Here is a 13,689-nt window from a genome sequence, read left to right as displayed (position 1 = left end):
GCCTCACGCGGAACGGTCGGCGACGTAGCGGGCGATGGCCGACAGGACCTCGGCCCGCGCTCCGAGTGACGCGAGGAGGCCATCCGCCTCGCGCACCAGTTCGTCCAGGGTCCGCCGAGTCCAGTCGACGCCTTTGAGGGCGACCAGCGTCGCCTTGCCCGCTGCAGCGTCCTTGCCCGCCGCCTTGCCCAGTATCGCCGCATCTCCCTGGACATCGAGCAGATCGTCGGCGAGTTGAAAGGCCAGTCCGACCAGTTCGCCGAAGCGCGTCATCCGCGCGACATCCTCGTCGCTCGCGCCGGCAAGGATGGCTCCCGAACGCGTCGCGTAGCGGATCAGCGCGCCGGTCTTCATCGCCTGAAGGGTGCGGATCTCAGCCTCGCTGCGCTGCCGATGCTCGGATTCCAGGTCGAGCATCTGCCCACCCGCCATGCCGCCAAGGCCGGCAGCGCGCGCAAGGTCGCGCGACAGCCTCAACCTCACCGCCGCTTCGGCATGGACCGTGTCGCTGGCGATCAGGTCGAAGGCAAGCGTCAGCAGGGCATCGCCGGCCAAGATCGCCGTCGCTTCGTCATAGGCCTTATGCACGGTCGGACGGCCGCGTCGCATGTCGTCGTCGTCCATTGCCGGCAGATCGTCATGGACGAGCGAATAGCAGTGGATGCATTCGAGCGCGGCGGCGGCAATCAGCACACCTCCGTCATCGCGACCATAGGCGCGCGCGGTCTCGCGCATCAATACCGGTCTGAGCCGCTTGCCGCCGCCAAGAGCCGCATGCCGCATGGCCGCGACCAGCCTCGCCGGACGCTCCGTTTCGCCGGCCACGGTATCCGCCCCCAGGATCCGGTCGAGCGCCATCTCCATGTCGGTTGCGGTTTCCTCGATGCGAAGCTTCAGGAGCGGTGCCACGGCTTGATCCGATTGTTGTGCAAGGCTGGACGGGTGTCTCGCGCTTCACTGTCGCGAATGCACCCAAAGGTCAACTGCCCAGATCAGGCATCAAGAGAAAAGGAAGAAGACTCCCGAAAAGAGACGTCGAACAACATCCTGAAATCGGCGAGTTGCTTTTTTCCCCGCTTCGCAACTATCGTAACGGGAGAGGACAAGAGGGCGAGTACCATGCGCTTGTTGGCAAACCTCCTTCGTTCCTTCGTCAGGCACGGCTGTCTCAAGGTGGTCGACGCCGATGGGAAACGTTACCAGTTCGGCCCCGGTGATAGCGGACCGACGGTGACAATGCGTTTCGCAGACCACCTCCTCCCCTACAAGATCTTCCTGAACCCCGAGCTTTATGCCCTCGAAGCCTATATGGACGGCGAAATCGAGCTTCAGGACGGTTCCACCCTTTACGACCTCCTCTATCTGCATTCGCTCAATCGCGACGGCTTCTACCGCCATCCCTGGCAGCGCGCGCTGCAGAGCGTCTGGCACGCCTTGCGAAGATATCAGCAGAAGAACGACGTAGAGCGGGCCAAGAGGCAGGCCAGACATCACTATGACCTCAAGACCGAATTCTACCGGCTGTTCCTGGATGACGGGCTCAATTATTCCTGCGCCTATTTCACATCGCCCGATGACAGGCTGGAAGACGCTCAGGCGCTGAAGCTGGCCCGCCTCGTCGACAAGCTGTCGATCGAGCCGGGCACGAGCGTGCTTGAGATCGGCGGCGGCTGGGGATCGCTTGCCATCGAGATGGCGAAAGCGGGCGCCCGGGTGACGTCGCTCAACGTCTCGCCGGAACAGGTTGCAATTGCCGAAACGCGCGTGCGCGATGCCGGCCTGGAGGATCGGGTGGATTTCGTCCTCAAGGATTACCGGGAATTCTCGGGCCAGTTCGACCGGGTCGTCTCGGTCGGCATGATGGAACATGTCGGCATCGGCCACCTTGATGCCTATTTCGCGAAAGTCCGGGAGGTGCTTCGCCCGGGCGGTCACGCGGTCATTCATTCAATCGGCCGCAGTTCGCCTCCCGGCACCACAAGCCCTTTCATCCGCAAATACATCTTCCCCGGCGGGTATGTGCCGGCTTTGTCGGAGACCTTTGCCGCGCTCGAGCGGCAGGACGTCTGGGTCAACGATGTGGAGGTGATGCGCCTCCATTACTATTACACGCTGCGCCACTGGCGGCAGCGTTTCCAGGCCAACCGCGACCACATCCGCATGCTTTACGACGAGCGATTCTGCCGTATGTGGGAAGCGTATCTGATCGGCGCCGAATTGAGCTTCCTGAACGATACGCACATGGTCTTCCAGCTCATCCTCTCGCGCGAGCGTGACGACGTGCCGATCGTTCGGCAAAGTTATGTCGGCGACCTGCCTTCCAGCGAAGCGCTTCCGGCGGCCGCGCAAAGGGCAGGCCCGAGGTCGATCACGGCCGGATCGCGCTCGGCGAGCTAGGGCCAGGCGGGTATCTTTCACGCGGTATAGTGAGTCTGCCCTATTCTGTGATAGGCGGTGGCGGACAGGCATGGCGGCTCCGCAGGTGCGCCGTCGAGCTCCCGCGCAGGAAAGCTGGAATAAGGGATTGGCAGGAAAGAAGACCACGTCGGCCGCCAAGGCAGATGCCGCGAAGCGTATGGCATGGCTTTCACGGCTTTCGCCGAGAAGGCCCTCGCGCCGGCTGGTCCTGCTCGTCGCCGCGGCAATCCTCTGTCTGCCCGTGCTGCTGACGATCCTTTATGCCGTGGTGCCCCCGGTCAGCATGCTGATGCTTGGCCGATACGTGACCGGCCTTTGGGTCGAACGGGACTGGGAACCGCTGGAAAACATCTCGCCCCACCTCATCCGCTCCGTGGTCGCTTCGGAGGACGGGCGCTTCTGCGAGCATGCCGGCGTGGACTGGGACGCGCTCAGCACCCAGATCGAAGCGCTGGGCGATGGAGACGCACCGCGTGGCGCCTCGACACTGACCATGCAGCTTGCCAAGAACCTCTTCCTGTGGAACGGCCGTAGCTATGTTCGCAAGGGACTCGAAATCCCGCTGGCGCTCGTCATCGACGCCACGCTGCCGAAGCGGCGGATCATCGAACTCTATCTCAATGTCGCGGAGTGGGGCGAAGGCATCTTCGGCGCGGAGGCGGCAGCGCAGGCCTGGTTCGGCAAATCCGCGAAGGAGCTGACCGCGTCGCAGGCCTCGCTTCTGGCCACCGCGCTGCCAAGCCCGCTGACGCGCAATCCGGCCAGGCCATCCGCCGGGCACAGGCGGCTCGCCCGGATCAACTTTTCCCGCGCGCGGGCGCTTGACGGTCACGTCGATTGCATCTTCGGCGACAAGAATTGAACCCATTCCCGTTTTAACGGTCCGGCTCAAGAATTTCGCGAAAAGGGGATGGCAAAGAGCCTTCATGTTCTGTATAACGCCCGCCATTCCTGCATACGGCGCGGACCAACACCCGGGCTGACCCGGCCCTGGGAGTGCGGGACGTTGCACGACGGAGAACAGAACAATGGCCGTTCCAAAGAGAAAAACCTCGCGCATGAAGCGCGGTTTTCGTCGCTCCGCGGACGCCCTGAAGCAGCCGACTTACGTCGAGGACAAGGATTCGGGCGAACTGCGTCGCCCGCATCATATCGACCTGAAGACCGGCATGTATCGGGGCCGTCAGATCCTTGCTCCCAAGGACGACGCGTAAGCGCGAAATCCTAGGGTCCGCACCCTAGGCCCTTTGCGGATTTCCGTTGCGCATTTCAGCAATCGGTAGTTTCCGCAAAAGCTTTCTGAAAAGGCCGGCCACAGCGCCGGCCTTTTCGATTCCGCGGTGCAGCCTTGGCAATTTGTCGCCGGAATCAGCTAGCCTGCGCAAAGTTCACCATCGGGAGACTGACGCGGATGCCGATCCTTGCCGCCCTGCCCCTTACGCTCCTGCCTTTCGCGGCCTTCAATCTCGCCGCCTTCGGCTTTCTCGGCTCTTCCGCGGGCGACCCGTGGGCAATGCCGGTCATAAGCATCAGTCTCGTATCGGGTGCCGGCTTCACGCTGCTGATCGGCGACCTGATGATCGTTGCCGGCCTGATCTTCCTGTTCATCGAGATCCTGAAAGCCACGCGCATCGGCACGGCCTCCCTCGTCGATCATATCCTCTCGACCTTGGTGCTGATTGCCTATCTCGTCGAGTTCCTGGCAATCCCCGAGGCCGCCCACTCGGTGTTCTTCATTCTGACCGTCATTGCGCTCATCGACGTGATTGCCGGCTTCAGCATCACCATCACCGGCTCCAGGCGCGACGTCGCCTTCGGCAACTCAGACCTGCACCACTGAGACAGCGGCTACCCCGCGACCAACCGATCAATACTTGTTGAAACCGAGGAAACTCCAGACCTGGCGCGTCGCTACGCGCATCGGGCGCTTGCCTGCGTCATGTCAAAAGTTAACAATCTCTTAAAACTGGCACAGCGCTTGCGGATCAAGCTTCAAGAACCAGGGAAGATGTCTCGAAACGGGACACTCGGGAGGCTTGAATGCGCATTGAAGCGATTCGCAGCACCAATACGGAGCAGGTCGTCCGCCGCGACCGTGTGCAGGCCGATCAGCAAAGCAGTGCCCGCCATTCATCCGCAAACAAGCAGGCAGTGCAGCAGAAACTGCCCGCGATCCGTGACGACGCCGAGGAGAAACGCGAGCAGACGCCTTTTCAGGAGCGGCCGCAGACGTTCACCCGCTACCGCTATAACACGGTATTCCTCGCCCACCTGATCGCCGCGCGCGACAACGCGCAGCACCTGCGAGCGCGTCGCCGCCGCGAACCCGGCCATGCCGTGGAGGCCTATGCCCGCGCCGAGGCGAGCCACCGGCTGCCCCGGCCAGGCCGGGTGCTCGCCGTCTCTTTGTAAAGCTGGGAATCCGGGGCCGAGCGGCGGGTCAGTAACCCGCCGCCATGCCGTCCTTTCTGGGGTCCGAACCGCCCAAAAGCAGCTTGCGCTCCCGGTCGATCATGATCGCCTGCGCGCCGCCGATGGCGCCGGGTACGCGTTCCACGTCATGACCTAGGGACCGAAGCCCCGCCACGGTCGCCTCCGGCACCGTTCCTTCGGCATGCAGCACATAGCTCGTCTCGTCGAAGAACATGCGCGGCGCGTCGATCGCCTCCTGCACGTCCATGCCGAAATCGACGATATTGGTGAGCACATGCGCATGGCCGCAGGGCTGATAGCCGCCACCCATCACGCCGAAGGAGAGATGCGGCAGACCATCCTTCAGCACCATGGCCGGGATGATCGTATGCAGGGGCCGCTTGCCTCCGTCGATGCAATTCGGGTGGCCCGGCTGCAGCCGGAAACAGGCGCCGCGGTTCTGCAGCAGCACACCGCTCTTCGGAGCGCAGATGCCGGAACCGAAGTCCTTGTAGACGGAGTTGATCAGCGAAACTGCCAGGCCGCTCTGGTCGATCACCGTCAGATAGACGGTGTCCGAGCCCGGCCCCAGGGTGCTCGGCGGCAGGTTGTCGATCCGCCGTGTCCGGTCGATCTTCGAGGCAAGCTTGTCGAGATGGGCGTCCGACAGGCACTCCTCCACTGAGACCGGCATATGTGCAGGATCGGCAAGGAAGAGGTCGCGCAGCGAGTAGGCGATCCGGCCGGCCTCCAGCTCCAGATGGAAACGCTCGGTGCCGTTCGGATCGAGGCTGGCGAGATCGAAGCGTTCCAGGATTCCCAGCATGACGAGTGCAATGAAGCCCTGACCGTTCGGCGGCAGTTCGGCGACCGTCAGCCCGCGATAGGGCTTCGTCACCGGCACCATGTCGTCGACCTGCATCGCCGCCATGTCGTCGAGCGTCATCAGTCCGCCCTTCGCCTGCAGGGTATCCACGATATCCCGAGCCACCGGCCCCTCGTAGAACGCCTTCGAGCCGTTCTCGGCGATCGCCTGCAGCGTATCCGCAAGGGCCGGATGACGCATCACGTCGCCGGTCGCCGGCGCCTTTCCGTTGACGAGATAGGCGGCGGCAGCGCCGGCGTCGGCGGAGAGCTTGGCGACGTTTTTCGACCAGTCATGCGCAACGCGCGGCGCGACCGCATAGCCGTCTCGGGCATAGGCGATCGCGCGTTTCATCACGTCGCCCAGACCGCGGGTACCGTGGCGCGCGAGCAGCGTTTCCCAGGCGCGAACCGCGCCGGGCACTGTGACGGCGTGCGGCGAGGTCGGCTCCACCGCCCGCTCGCCCAGATCCAGAAGCTTCTGCGCCGTCGCCGCCATCGGCGCGCGGCCGGAGCCATTCAGGCCATGCAGCTTGCCATCCGGCTCCGCAACGATGGCAAAGCAGTCGCCGCCGATACCCGTCATCTGCGGTTCGACGACACACTGCACGGCAACGGCGGCGACGGCCGCATCCATCGCATTGCCGCCGGACTGGAGCACTTCCAGCGCCGCAGCGGTAGACAGCGGATGGGATGTCGCCGCCATCGCGTTCGGCGCAAGCACTACGGAGCGGCCCGGGGCCTGGAAATCGCGCATTACCGACCTCATTCCTTGTTGTTCGTTCCGGCCGGGAACGACTGTTTTGCAAAATAACGCGGTGTTCGTGGAAGCGTTAAGCTGGTACGGGGAATCGCATCTTAGCGGCAAACCCTACGGAGACTATCGACGGTGAGCAAACTCAGTCTTTCCATGGCGGAAAAAATCATTGACGCGGCCCTGGCCAAAGGGGCGGAAATTGGCCTGAAGCCGCTTACCGTTGCCGTGCTCGACGCCGGCGGCCACCTCGTGGCGCTGAAGCGGCAGGACGGCTCGTCCATCCTGCGTCCGCAGATTGCCAGTGGCAAGGCCTATGGCGCACTCGCGGTCGGCGCCGGCTCGCGCTGGCTCAACGCCAATGCGGAAACGCGGCCGCATTTCGTCCAGGCGCTCAACGGAGCGGCCGGCGGCGGCATCATCCCGGTGCCCGGCGGCGTGCTGATCCGTGACGGCGAGGGCGGCGAGATCATCGGCGCCGTCGGCATCACCGGCGACACGTCCGACAATGACGAGGCCGCTGCCGTTGCCGGCATCGCTGCGATCGGCAAGACGGCAGATTGCGGCTGAGGCAGGCAGCAGGCCACCGAAACAAGAGCCCGCGCCTGACAATTGCAGGCGCGGGCTCCTTATTTTCCGCAAGCGTTTTCCTCGCCGGTCAGCTCTTGTCGCCGGCGAGCGCATCGAGCTTCTTCTGCATGTCGGCGAGTTGCTTCTTCAGGTCGCTGAGATCGTCGGCGCCCGCCTCGCTCTTTGCCGCCTGCGCCGGCTTGTCACCCTCCTGGGCACCTGCGCCGAAGGGCAGGAACATGCGCATGGCGCGCTCGAACATTTCCGAGTTGCGCTTCACCTGCTCTTCCATGGCGTCGAAGGCGGTCGCGCCGAAGGTCTGCGAGAGCTTCTCGCGCAGTTTGTCCTGTTCGCGCGTCAATGACGACATCGAGAACTCAAGATAGCTCGGCACAAGGTTCTGCAGGCTGTCGCCGTAAAAGCGGATCAGTTGGCGCAGGAACGCGATGGGCAGCAGGTTCTGCCCCTTGCTTTCCTGCTCGAATATGATCTGCGTGAGGACCGAACGGGTAATGTCCTCGCCGGACTTGGCGTCAAAGACGACGAAGTCCTCTTCGTTCTTCACCATCACGGCCAGGTCTTCCAGCGTGACATAGGTGCTGGTGCCGGTGTTGTAGAGACGCCGGTTGGCGTATTTCTTGATGACTGTCGGCTCTCTCGTCTTCGCCATGTGCGTCCGGATCCATCCCTTGTGTTCCGCATCGGGCACCGCGCACCCGAGCATCCCCCGGCGGCCGGACCGGCGGGGGATCAATCCTCCACGGGCACGATAAGCCATCATTGCCTTATCGCACCACAGTTTTTGCACTTATATCCTTTCCGCCGCCCTTTCGCGCAACCGGTCGCTGTTTTTCGCCTCGACCAATGACGGATGGCGCAAGGCGCCTTCCCGGTCCAGAAAGCCTTGCACCCGGTTGACTATGGCGGGTCGACGGTCTCTAGTCGCTGTTATCGCATGCGTTCGGTCGCAAACAGCATACGAACAAGAAGGGGACGGGCGCATGCCGTGCCGGGAGGGCAGTATCGCGGAGGTTTTTCATGAGCGCATCCACTGACGTGGTGATTGTCAGCGCCACACGCACACCGGTCGGGTCCTTCAACGGATCCTTCGCCAACACTCCGGCGCATCAGCTTGGTGCCGCCGTCATCAGATCCGCCCTGGAGCGGGCCAAGGTCGACGCGGCCGATGTCGACGAACTGATTTTCGGCCAGGTGCTCACCGCCGGCCAGGGCCAGAATCCTGCACGCCAGGCGGCGATCGCCGCCGGCCTCTCGGAAGGCTCCACCGCCTGGGTCCTCAACCAGGTCTGCGGCTCGGGCCTTCGCACCGTTGCCGTCGGCATGCAGCAGATCGCCAATGGCGACGCTTCGATCATCGTGGCCGGCGGTCAGGAGAACATGTCGCTTGCACCGCACTGCGCTCATCTGCGCGCCGGGCACAAGATGGGCGACTATTCCATGATCGACACCATGATCAAGGACGGGCTGTGGGACGCCTTCAACGGCTACCACATGGGACAGACCGCCGAGAACGTCGCCCAGAAATGGCAGATCTCGCGCGAGAAACAGGACGAATTCGCCGTCGCCTCGCAGCAGAAGGCGGAAGCTGCCCAGAAGGCCGGCCGCTTCAAGGACGAGATCACGCCGATCACGATCAAGGAGCGCAAGGGCGAGCGGATCGTCGAGGACGACGAGTATATCCGCCACGGCGCGACGCTCGACAACATGACTAAGCTCCGCCCCGCTTTCAGCAAGGACGGCTCGGTAACCGCCGGCAATGCGTCCGGCATCAATGACGGCGCGGCCGCTCTCGTGCTGATGACGGCCGCCGAAGCGGCCAGGCGCGGCCTGACACCGATTGCCCGCATCGCGTCCTGGGCGACGGCCGGCGTCGATCCGTCGGTCATGGGCACCGGCCCGATTCCGTCCTCCCGCAAGGCGCTGCAGAAGGCCGGCTGGAAGGTCGACGACCTCGACCTCGTGGAGGCGAACGAGGCTTTCGCCGCCCAGGCCTGCGCGGTCAACAACGACATGGGCTGGAACCCGGATATCGTGAACGTCAATGGTGGCGCGATCGCCATTGGCCATCCGATCGGCGCTTCGGGTGCACGCGTTCTCGTTACGCTGCTGCACGAGATGAACCGCCGGGACGCCAAGAAAGGCCTTGCCACACTGTGCATCGGCGGCGGCATGGGCATCGCTCTGTGTGTCGAGCGCTAGAGTGCTTTCCGATCGGGCATCCGTCTGATCGATAAGAAATCGCTCTAATATCAATGCCTTGAGCGTCACGTCGGAAAGTTGCAGACTTTTCGAACAGGATGATGCTTCAGGAATAGACGGCCATCTTTTGAGAAAGATCATGGCGGGGGGCATCCTCCCCCGCCATGAAGACGGAGGCCGGATCGGGCTTCGGAAGGAAGCAGGCGGGGTTATAGGGACGGCTGCCGCGAGAATGTGGCCGGACGGTAGAGGCTTCTGCATAAGGGGGAAACGCGAATGAGCAATGTAGCGATTGTCACCGGCGGCACGCGTGGTATCGGCGCGGCGATCTCCACCGCCCTCCAGGATGCCGGCTACACCGTGGCCGCCACCTATGCCGGCAATGTGGAAAAGGCCGAGGCTTTCAAGGCAGAAACCGGCATCCACGTCTACAAATGGGATGTCGCCGACGCCAAGGCCTGCCAGGACGGCGTCAACCAGGTGGTTTCCGACCTCGGCGCGGTCGAGGTGCTGGTCAACAATGCCGGCATCACCCGCGACGGCTGGTTCCACAAGATGGACTACGAACAGTGGTCGGCGGTCGTCCGCACCAATCTCGATAGCATGTTCACGATGACCCGGCCCGTGATCGATGGCATGCGCGAGCGCGGCCACGGCCGTATCATCAATATCTCCTCCATCAACGGCCAGAAGGGCCAGCTGGGCCAGACCAACTATTCGGCCGCCAAGGCCGGCGTCATCGGTTTCACCAAGGCGCTGGCTCAGGAAAATGCCCGCAAGGGTGTCACGGTGAACTGCATCTGCCCGGGCTATATCGACACGGACATGGTGGCCGCCGTTCCGGAGAAGGTGCTTGAGGGCATCATCGCCGGCATCCCGGTCGGACGTCTCGGCAAGGCGGAGGAAATCGCCGCAGCGGTGCGCTATCTCGCATCGAAGGACGCCGGCTTCATGACCGGTGCAGTTCTCACGATCAATGGCGGCCAGTATTACGCCAACGGCTGAGTCCGAAGGCTCGCCGACAGATATCCTAAAGGGCGCCTTCCGGCGCCCTTTCCATTCAGGCGACTCAGCTTCCGCCCGTTTCGCCGAAAACCTTCCTCAGGAAGGCCGCGCCCAATTGCACGCCCGTCGGGTCGATGCCGTGCCCAAGCCCTTCGATACCATGGCTCGAAACGGGATAGCCCGCGCCTGAAAGCGCCTGCCCGGCCAATCCGCGATGATACGGCGGCACCACGTCGTCCTCCTCGCCGTGGACGAGCAGGATCGGCGGGCGCGCCTCACCTGCCTCGCCCAGATGCTGCGGGCCCGCAAGCAGGCCTGAATAGGCCACGATACCCGAAACCGCCTCCTTCCTGCGCAATCCGGTATGAAGCGCCATCATCGCCCCTTGCGAAAAGCCAACGAGAGCCAGCCGGGCGTTGCCAAGATCATGCCGCTCCAGTTCGGCATCGAGGAAGGCATCGAGCAAGGCGCGCGCGCCGACGACGCCACGCCAATACTCGCCCGGATCACGCATTGTGAGAGGAAACCACTGCCGCCCTTCGGCCCATACCTCGCAGACATCGGGTGCGTTCGGCGCGGCAAAAGCGGCGTCCGGAACGGCCGGTGCGAGCGCGCGGCCCAACTCGATGAGGTCGGCGCCATCCGCGCCATAGCCGTGCAGGATCACCACCAGGCTTCGCGCCGGGCCGCCGGAGAACGGCGAAAGTCTCGGACCGTCAAGCATTCCCGTTTACCTCCGCTGCAGCACGATGCGTGCCCGGCTGTCCACTTCATCCATGGATTAGGTTCCTCAAGCTGTCGATAGGCCTCGACCACGCGCACGAGCGGGGGTAGGCTTCGCCACCTCATGGACTATCCCGGCAGGAGGGGAGAAAGGATCATGCAGAAGATCCAGACTCAGGGTCTCCACCATATCACCCTGAACGGTGCCGACCGGCAAACCTCGATCGATTTCTGGGAAGGCCTCCTCGGCATGCCCTTCCTGTTCGAGCAGCCCAATCTCGACGCGCCAGATATCAACCACCTCTATTTCGATCCCGGCGACGGCAGGTTGATCACCGTCTTTACCGACGAGAGCCGCAAGAAGGATCCGGCACCGACGCCGAACGACGTCGGCACCGTGCATCACATCGCCTTCAGCGTGTCGCGGGTGGTGTTCAACCAGATTGCCCAACGCCTTGAGGAACGCGGCATCCCGAATTCCGGCCACAAGGACCGCGGCTTCATGGATTCCTTCTATTTCCGCGATCCGCTCGGCCATCTGATCGAACTTGCATGCTACAAGTTCGAGCCGCCGGACGGCTTCACCCATGCGATGGTGCTGGCGGAAGCGCACAATATCCGCGTCGCGCGCGGCGATCCCTCGATCAACGATGTGCACCTGGCCGACGCAATCGAGGACCTGGTGCGCCGAAGCCAGCCGTCGCTTTCCGCCAACCGCGGGCCGAAGCAACCTTATTAAAGACTACTCGCCCGCTGGCGCCGCACGCTTCAGCCTTTCCATGTCACCCGGATGGCGCAGGGCTCGCTCCGCACGGCGCAACGCGTCCTGCGCAAAGTCGCGGGCAGCCCGTTTCATCTCCTCGTTTCCGATCGTCTCCAGCGCCGAGAAGCAGCGCTGGAGGCGCAGCCCGACCTCGACATAGGGCGCCCCGTCGCGCGACAGGCTGAGAAAGGCATCCTCGAACATGTCGGCGATCGCGATCGGCGGTATGACGACACGGTCAAGTTCCACTTCCGGCACCCCGGGCTCCTCGACGACCTTCTCCCAGTCGGCGAACAACCGGGTAAAGCTGCCGATGACGGCAATCGCAGTGCCCGGATCGTTGACGGACGGCGACAATGCGCGCGCGGCGATCTCCGACAGGACGATCAGGCCGAAACGCGGGTCGCTGTGGAAGGTCCGCTCGTCACCGATCACGAAAGCCTGCCGGACCGGCTCGACATCCGGAAACGCTCCGCCGCGATCCTCAAGCTGAATGTGGGCGATCGGCCGCTCCGGCGTGCAGAACGTACCGGGCAGGGCGGCGACCGTCAGCATGGCCCCCTGCTCCTCGCAATAGGCCTGCAGCGCCGCGAAATCGACGTTCTGGACGAAGCCGATCCGTTCGTCCATGACGCTCACTGCGGAACTGTCCAGGCCATCTGCTGCAGCGGCGCTGGATCCGATGTTGGCTTTCCAGTGGCCGAAGGCGCGCTCGGTCGCATCCTCCACCTTCGCGATCGTATGGCCCATCCGCCCCAGCCTGGCGATCCGGTCGACCCAGCGGATGAAGGTCAGCACCACCCAGGCAAACAAACACAGTGTCAGCAGGAACAGGACGAACAGGCCCGCGCGCTCGTAGAAGCCCGTCTGAACCGCGATGACGCCGACGGTGGAGAAGATGAACGCACCGACGAAACTTGAAAGTGCGGTCTTGGATGCATCGTCGGAAACGACGACGGAAAAAGCGCGCGGCGAGGCCGTGCTGCTTGCAGACGCATAGGCTGCGACCATCGACGATACGGCGAATGTGGCGACTGCGAGCATCGACGAAGACAAGATCGTCAAAAGCTTCTCGACGGTGCTCGGCGCAATCACCGGGGCGAAGCGGCCAAGGCTGAAGCGGTCGGCAAGTCCGGCGAGCAATGTGGCGGCCACGGCCGTCAGGCAATAGAGGAGTGGCCGGATCCAGAGCCGTTCGCGCAGCAGCGAGAGACGGAACCGCAGGCTTTCGAGCAGGGACTGGAACCGGTTTTCCTGCATCTGCTTCGCCCGCTCTCCTCCCGCGATCTTCGTGGCGTGTGGGAACCCTATACCGGGATCGTTTCACGCCCCTCCTTGGCCACCTTGTAATAGGCCCAGAACAGGCGTGCTGCGACGCCGCGCCAGGGTGCCCAGAGCCCGGCAATTTCGTCCAGAGCATCCGGCTTCGGCCGCTCCTCGAAGCCGAAGGCATCGCGTACCGCATTCTGCAGCGCCAGGTCGCCGCTTGGAAAGACATCCGGATGGCCGGCGCAAAACAGCAGGTAGATGTCGGCGGTCCAGCGCCCCACGCCGCGAATCCGGCACAGCGCTTCATGCGCTTCTTCGGCCGGGCGCTCCGCCAGGTGGGTCAGGTCGAGACCGCCGACCACAGCACCGGCAATCGCCCGCACGGTGCGGATCTTGGGGCGGGACAGCCCGGCCTTGCCGAGCTCCTCGTCGGTGATCCCGGCAAGTGTCGCGGCTTCGAAGGGCTGCACGAGCGCCTCGACGCGGCCGAAGATCGCGTTGGCGCTCGCCACCGACACCTGCTGGGCCACCACGATATTGACGAGGCCGGCGAAATCGGCGGAGCGGCGGCGCAACGGCACTTCGCCAGCCGTTTCCACCACGGCGACCAATCGCGGGTCGGCGCGTTTCAGATGGTCGAGCGCTTCCTCGATCACGGCAAGCGAGTCGATCGGCTTCACGGACGTTCCTT

At 63.8% G+C, this 13,689-nt stretch carries 15 protein-coding genes; 9 read left to right on the top strand and 6 right to left on the bottom strand.

What is annotated here, in order from left to right:
• Positions 1–3: 3 nt before the first annotated feature.
• Positions 4–864, bottom strand: a complete 861-nt coding sequence (locus H2509_RS16165) for a polyprenyl synthetase family protein (RefSeq protein WP_182167298.1) — start codon at positions 862–864, stop codon at positions 4–6.
• A 255-nt stretch (positions 865–1,119) separates the two neighbouring features.
• Here H2509_RS16165 and H2509_RS16160 point away from each other — a divergent pair, with 255 nt between their 5' ends.
• From H2509_RS16160 to H2509_RS16140, 5 genes are all read left to right on the top strand, one after another.
• Positions 1,120–2,397 carry an SAM-dependent methyltransferase gene (locus tag H2509_RS16160; protein ID WP_182167147.1) on the top strand — a complete coding sequence of 426 codons (1,278 nt, stop codon included), beginning with the start codon at positions 1,120–1,122 and terminating at the stop codon, positions 2,395–2,397.
• Positions 2,398–2,575: 178 nt separating this feature from the next.
• Positions 2,576–3,280 carry a monofunctional biosynthetic peptidoglycan transglycosylase gene (gene mtgA / locus H2509_RS16155; protein WP_182167296.1) on the top strand — a complete coding sequence of 235 codons (705 nt, stop codon included), beginning with the start codon at positions 2,576–2,578 and terminating at the stop codon, positions 3,278–3,280.
• 166 nt (positions 3,281–3,446) lie between these two features.
• Entirely contained in the window at positions 3,447–3,632 is a 186-nt protein-coding gene (gene rpmF, locus H2509_RS16150) for a 50S ribosomal protein L32 (RefSeq protein ID WP_182167145.1), read from the top strand.
• 197 nt (positions 3,633–3,829) lie between these two features.
• Positions 3,830–4,258 carry a hypothetical protein gene (locus tag H2509_RS16145; RefSeq protein WP_182167143.1) on the top strand — a complete coding sequence of 143 codons (429 nt, stop codon included), beginning with the start codon at positions 3,830–3,832 and terminating at the stop codon, positions 4,256–4,258.
• Between the two features lie 200 nt (positions 4,259–4,458).
• Positions 4,459–4,830, top strand: a complete 372-nt coding sequence (locus H2509_RS16140) for a hypothetical protein (RefSeq protein WP_182167141.1) — start codon at positions 4,459–4,461, stop codon at positions 4,828–4,830.
• Between the two features lie 28 nt (positions 4,831–4,858).
• Here H2509_RS16140 and ggt read toward each other — a convergent pair whose 3' ends face one another.
• Complete coding sequence (ggt, locus tag H2509_RS16135; protein ID WP_182167139.1) at positions 4,859–6,451, bottom strand: gamma-glutamyltransferase; 1,593 nt, start codon at positions 6,449–6,451, stop codon at positions 4,859–4,861.
• Between the two features lie 132 nt (positions 6,452–6,583).
• Between ggt and H2509_RS16130 the strand changes: the two genes are divergently transcribed.
• The gene (locus H2509_RS16130) at positions 6,584–7,018 is read left to right on the top strand and encodes a GlcG/HbpS family heme-binding protein (RefSeq protein WP_182167137.1); all 435 of its coding nucleotides are present in this window, start codon (positions 6,584–6,586) and stop codon (positions 7,016–7,018) included.
• Positions 7,019–7,106: 88 nt separating this feature from the next.
• On the opposite strand, the gene phaR is transcribed toward H2509_RS16130, so the two are convergent.
• Positions 7,107–7,688 (bottom strand): polyhydroxyalkanoate synthesis repressor PhaR, encoded by a 582-nt coding sequence (gene phaR / locus H2509_RS16125; RefSeq protein WP_182167136.1) that lies wholly within the window; start codon positions 7,686–7,688, stop codon positions 7,107–7,109.
• Positions 7,689–8,056: 368 nt separating this feature from the next.
• Between phaR and H2509_RS16120 the strand changes: the two genes are divergently transcribed.
• Together H2509_RS16120 and phbB are read left to right on the top strand one after the other, a co-directional pair.
• Positions 8,057–9,238: an acetyl-CoA C-acetyltransferase gene (locus H2509_RS16120; protein WP_182167135.1), complete on the top strand. Its 1,182-nt coding sequence runs from the start codon at positions 8,057–8,059 to the stop codon at positions 9,236–9,238.
• Positions 9,239–9,514: 276 nt separating this feature from the next.
• Complete coding sequence (gene phbB / locus H2509_RS16115) at positions 9,515–10,243, top strand: acetoacetyl-CoA reductase (RefSeq protein ID WP_182167134.1); 729 nt, start codon at positions 9,515–9,517, stop codon at positions 10,241–10,243.
• Positions 10,244–10,307: 64 nt separating this feature from the next.
• Here phbB and H2509_RS16110 read toward each other — a convergent pair whose 3' ends face one another.
• Positions 10,308–10,967: an alpha/beta hydrolase gene (locus tag H2509_RS16110; protein WP_182167133.1), complete on the bottom strand. Its 660-nt coding sequence runs from the start codon at positions 10,965–10,967 to the stop codon at positions 10,308–10,310.
• Positions 10,968–11,123: 156 nt separating this feature from the next.
• Here H2509_RS16110 and H2509_RS16105 point away from each other — a divergent pair, with 156 nt between their 5' ends.
• Positions 11,124–11,705, top strand: coding sequence for a VOC family protein (locus tag H2509_RS16105; RefSeq protein ID WP_182167132.1), 582 nt, complete (start codon positions 11,124–11,126; stop codon positions 11,703–11,705).
• A gap of 3 nt (positions 11,706–11,708) precedes the next feature.
• On the opposite strand, the gene H2509_RS16100 is transcribed toward H2509_RS16105, so the two are convergent.
• Both H2509_RS16100 and H2509_RS16095 read right to left on the bottom strand, forming a co-directional pair.
• The gene (locus tag H2509_RS16100; RefSeq protein WP_182167129.1) at positions 11,709–12,989 is read right to left on the bottom strand and encodes a DUF2254 domain-containing protein; all 1,281 of its coding nucleotides are present in this window, start codon (positions 12,987–12,989) and stop codon (positions 11,709–11,711) included.
• Positions 12,990–13,036: 47 nt separating this feature from the next.
• Positions 13,037–13,678 (bottom strand): DNA-3-methyladenine glycosylase family protein, encoded by a 642-nt coding sequence (locus H2509_RS16095; RefSeq protein WP_182167127.1) that lies wholly within the window; start codon positions 13,676–13,678, stop codon positions 13,037–13,039.
• Between the last annotated feature and the right edge of the window lie 11 nt (positions 13,679–13,689).

This window comes from Stappia albiluteola (genome assembly GCF_014050225.1).
Lineage (GTDB): Bacteria > Pseudomonadota > Alphaproteobacteria > Rhizobiales > Stappiaceae > Hongsoonwoonella > Hongsoonwoonella albiluteola.
The sequence above is the reverse complement of the archived record's forward strand: the minus strand, read 5'-3'. Positions and strand labels throughout refer to the sequence as shown.

Coding starts and splice junctions, on each gene's coding strand:
- H2509_RS16165 (WP_182167298.1), bottom strand. CDS start 864: ATGGAGATGGCGCTCGACCGGATCCTGGGGGCGGATACCGTGGCCGGC.
- H2509_RS16160 (WP_182167147.1), top strand. CDS start 1,120: ATGCGCTTGTTGGCAAACCTCCTTCGTTCCTTCGTCAGGCACGGCTGT.
- mtgA (WP_182167296.1), top strand. CDS start 2,576: ATGGCATGGCTTTCACGGCTTTCGCCGAGAAGGCCCTCGCGCCGGCTG.
- rpmF (WP_182167145.1), top strand. CDS start 3,447: ATGGCCGTTCCAAAGAGAAAAACCTCGCGCATGAAGCGCGGTTTTCGT.
- H2509_RS16145 (WP_182167143.1), top strand. CDS start 3,830: ATGCCGATCCTTGCCGCCCTGCCCCTTACGCTCCTGCCTTTCGCGGCC.
- H2509_RS16140 (WP_182167141.1), top strand. CDS start 4,459: ATGCGCATTGAAGCGATTCGCAGCACCAATACGGAGCAGGTCGTCCGC.
- ggt (WP_182167139.1), bottom strand. CDS start 6,451: ATGCGCGATTTCCAGGCCCCGGGCCGCTCCGTAGTGCTTGCGCCGAAC.
- phaR (WP_182167136.1), bottom strand. CDS start 7,688: ATGGCGAAGACGAGAGAGCCGACAGTCATCAAGAAATACGCCAACCGG.
- H2509_RS16120 (WP_182167135.1), top strand. CDS start 8,057: ATGAGCGCATCCACTGACGTGGTGATTGTCAGCGCCACACGCACACCG.
- phbB (WP_182167134.1), top strand. CDS start 9,515: ATGAGCAATGTAGCGATTGTCACCGGCGGCACGCGTGGTATCGGCGCG.
- H2509_RS16110 (WP_182167133.1), bottom strand. CDS start 10,967: ATGCTTGACGGTCCGAGACTTTCGCCGTTCTCCGGCGGCCCGGCGCGA.
- H2509_RS16105 (WP_182167132.1), top strand. CDS start 11,124: ATGCAGAAGATCCAGACTCAGGGTCTCCACCATATCACCCTGAACGGT.
- H2509_RS16100 (WP_182167129.1), bottom strand. CDS start 12,989: ATGCAGGAAAACCGGTTCCAGTCCCTGCTCGAAAGCCTGCGGTTCCGT.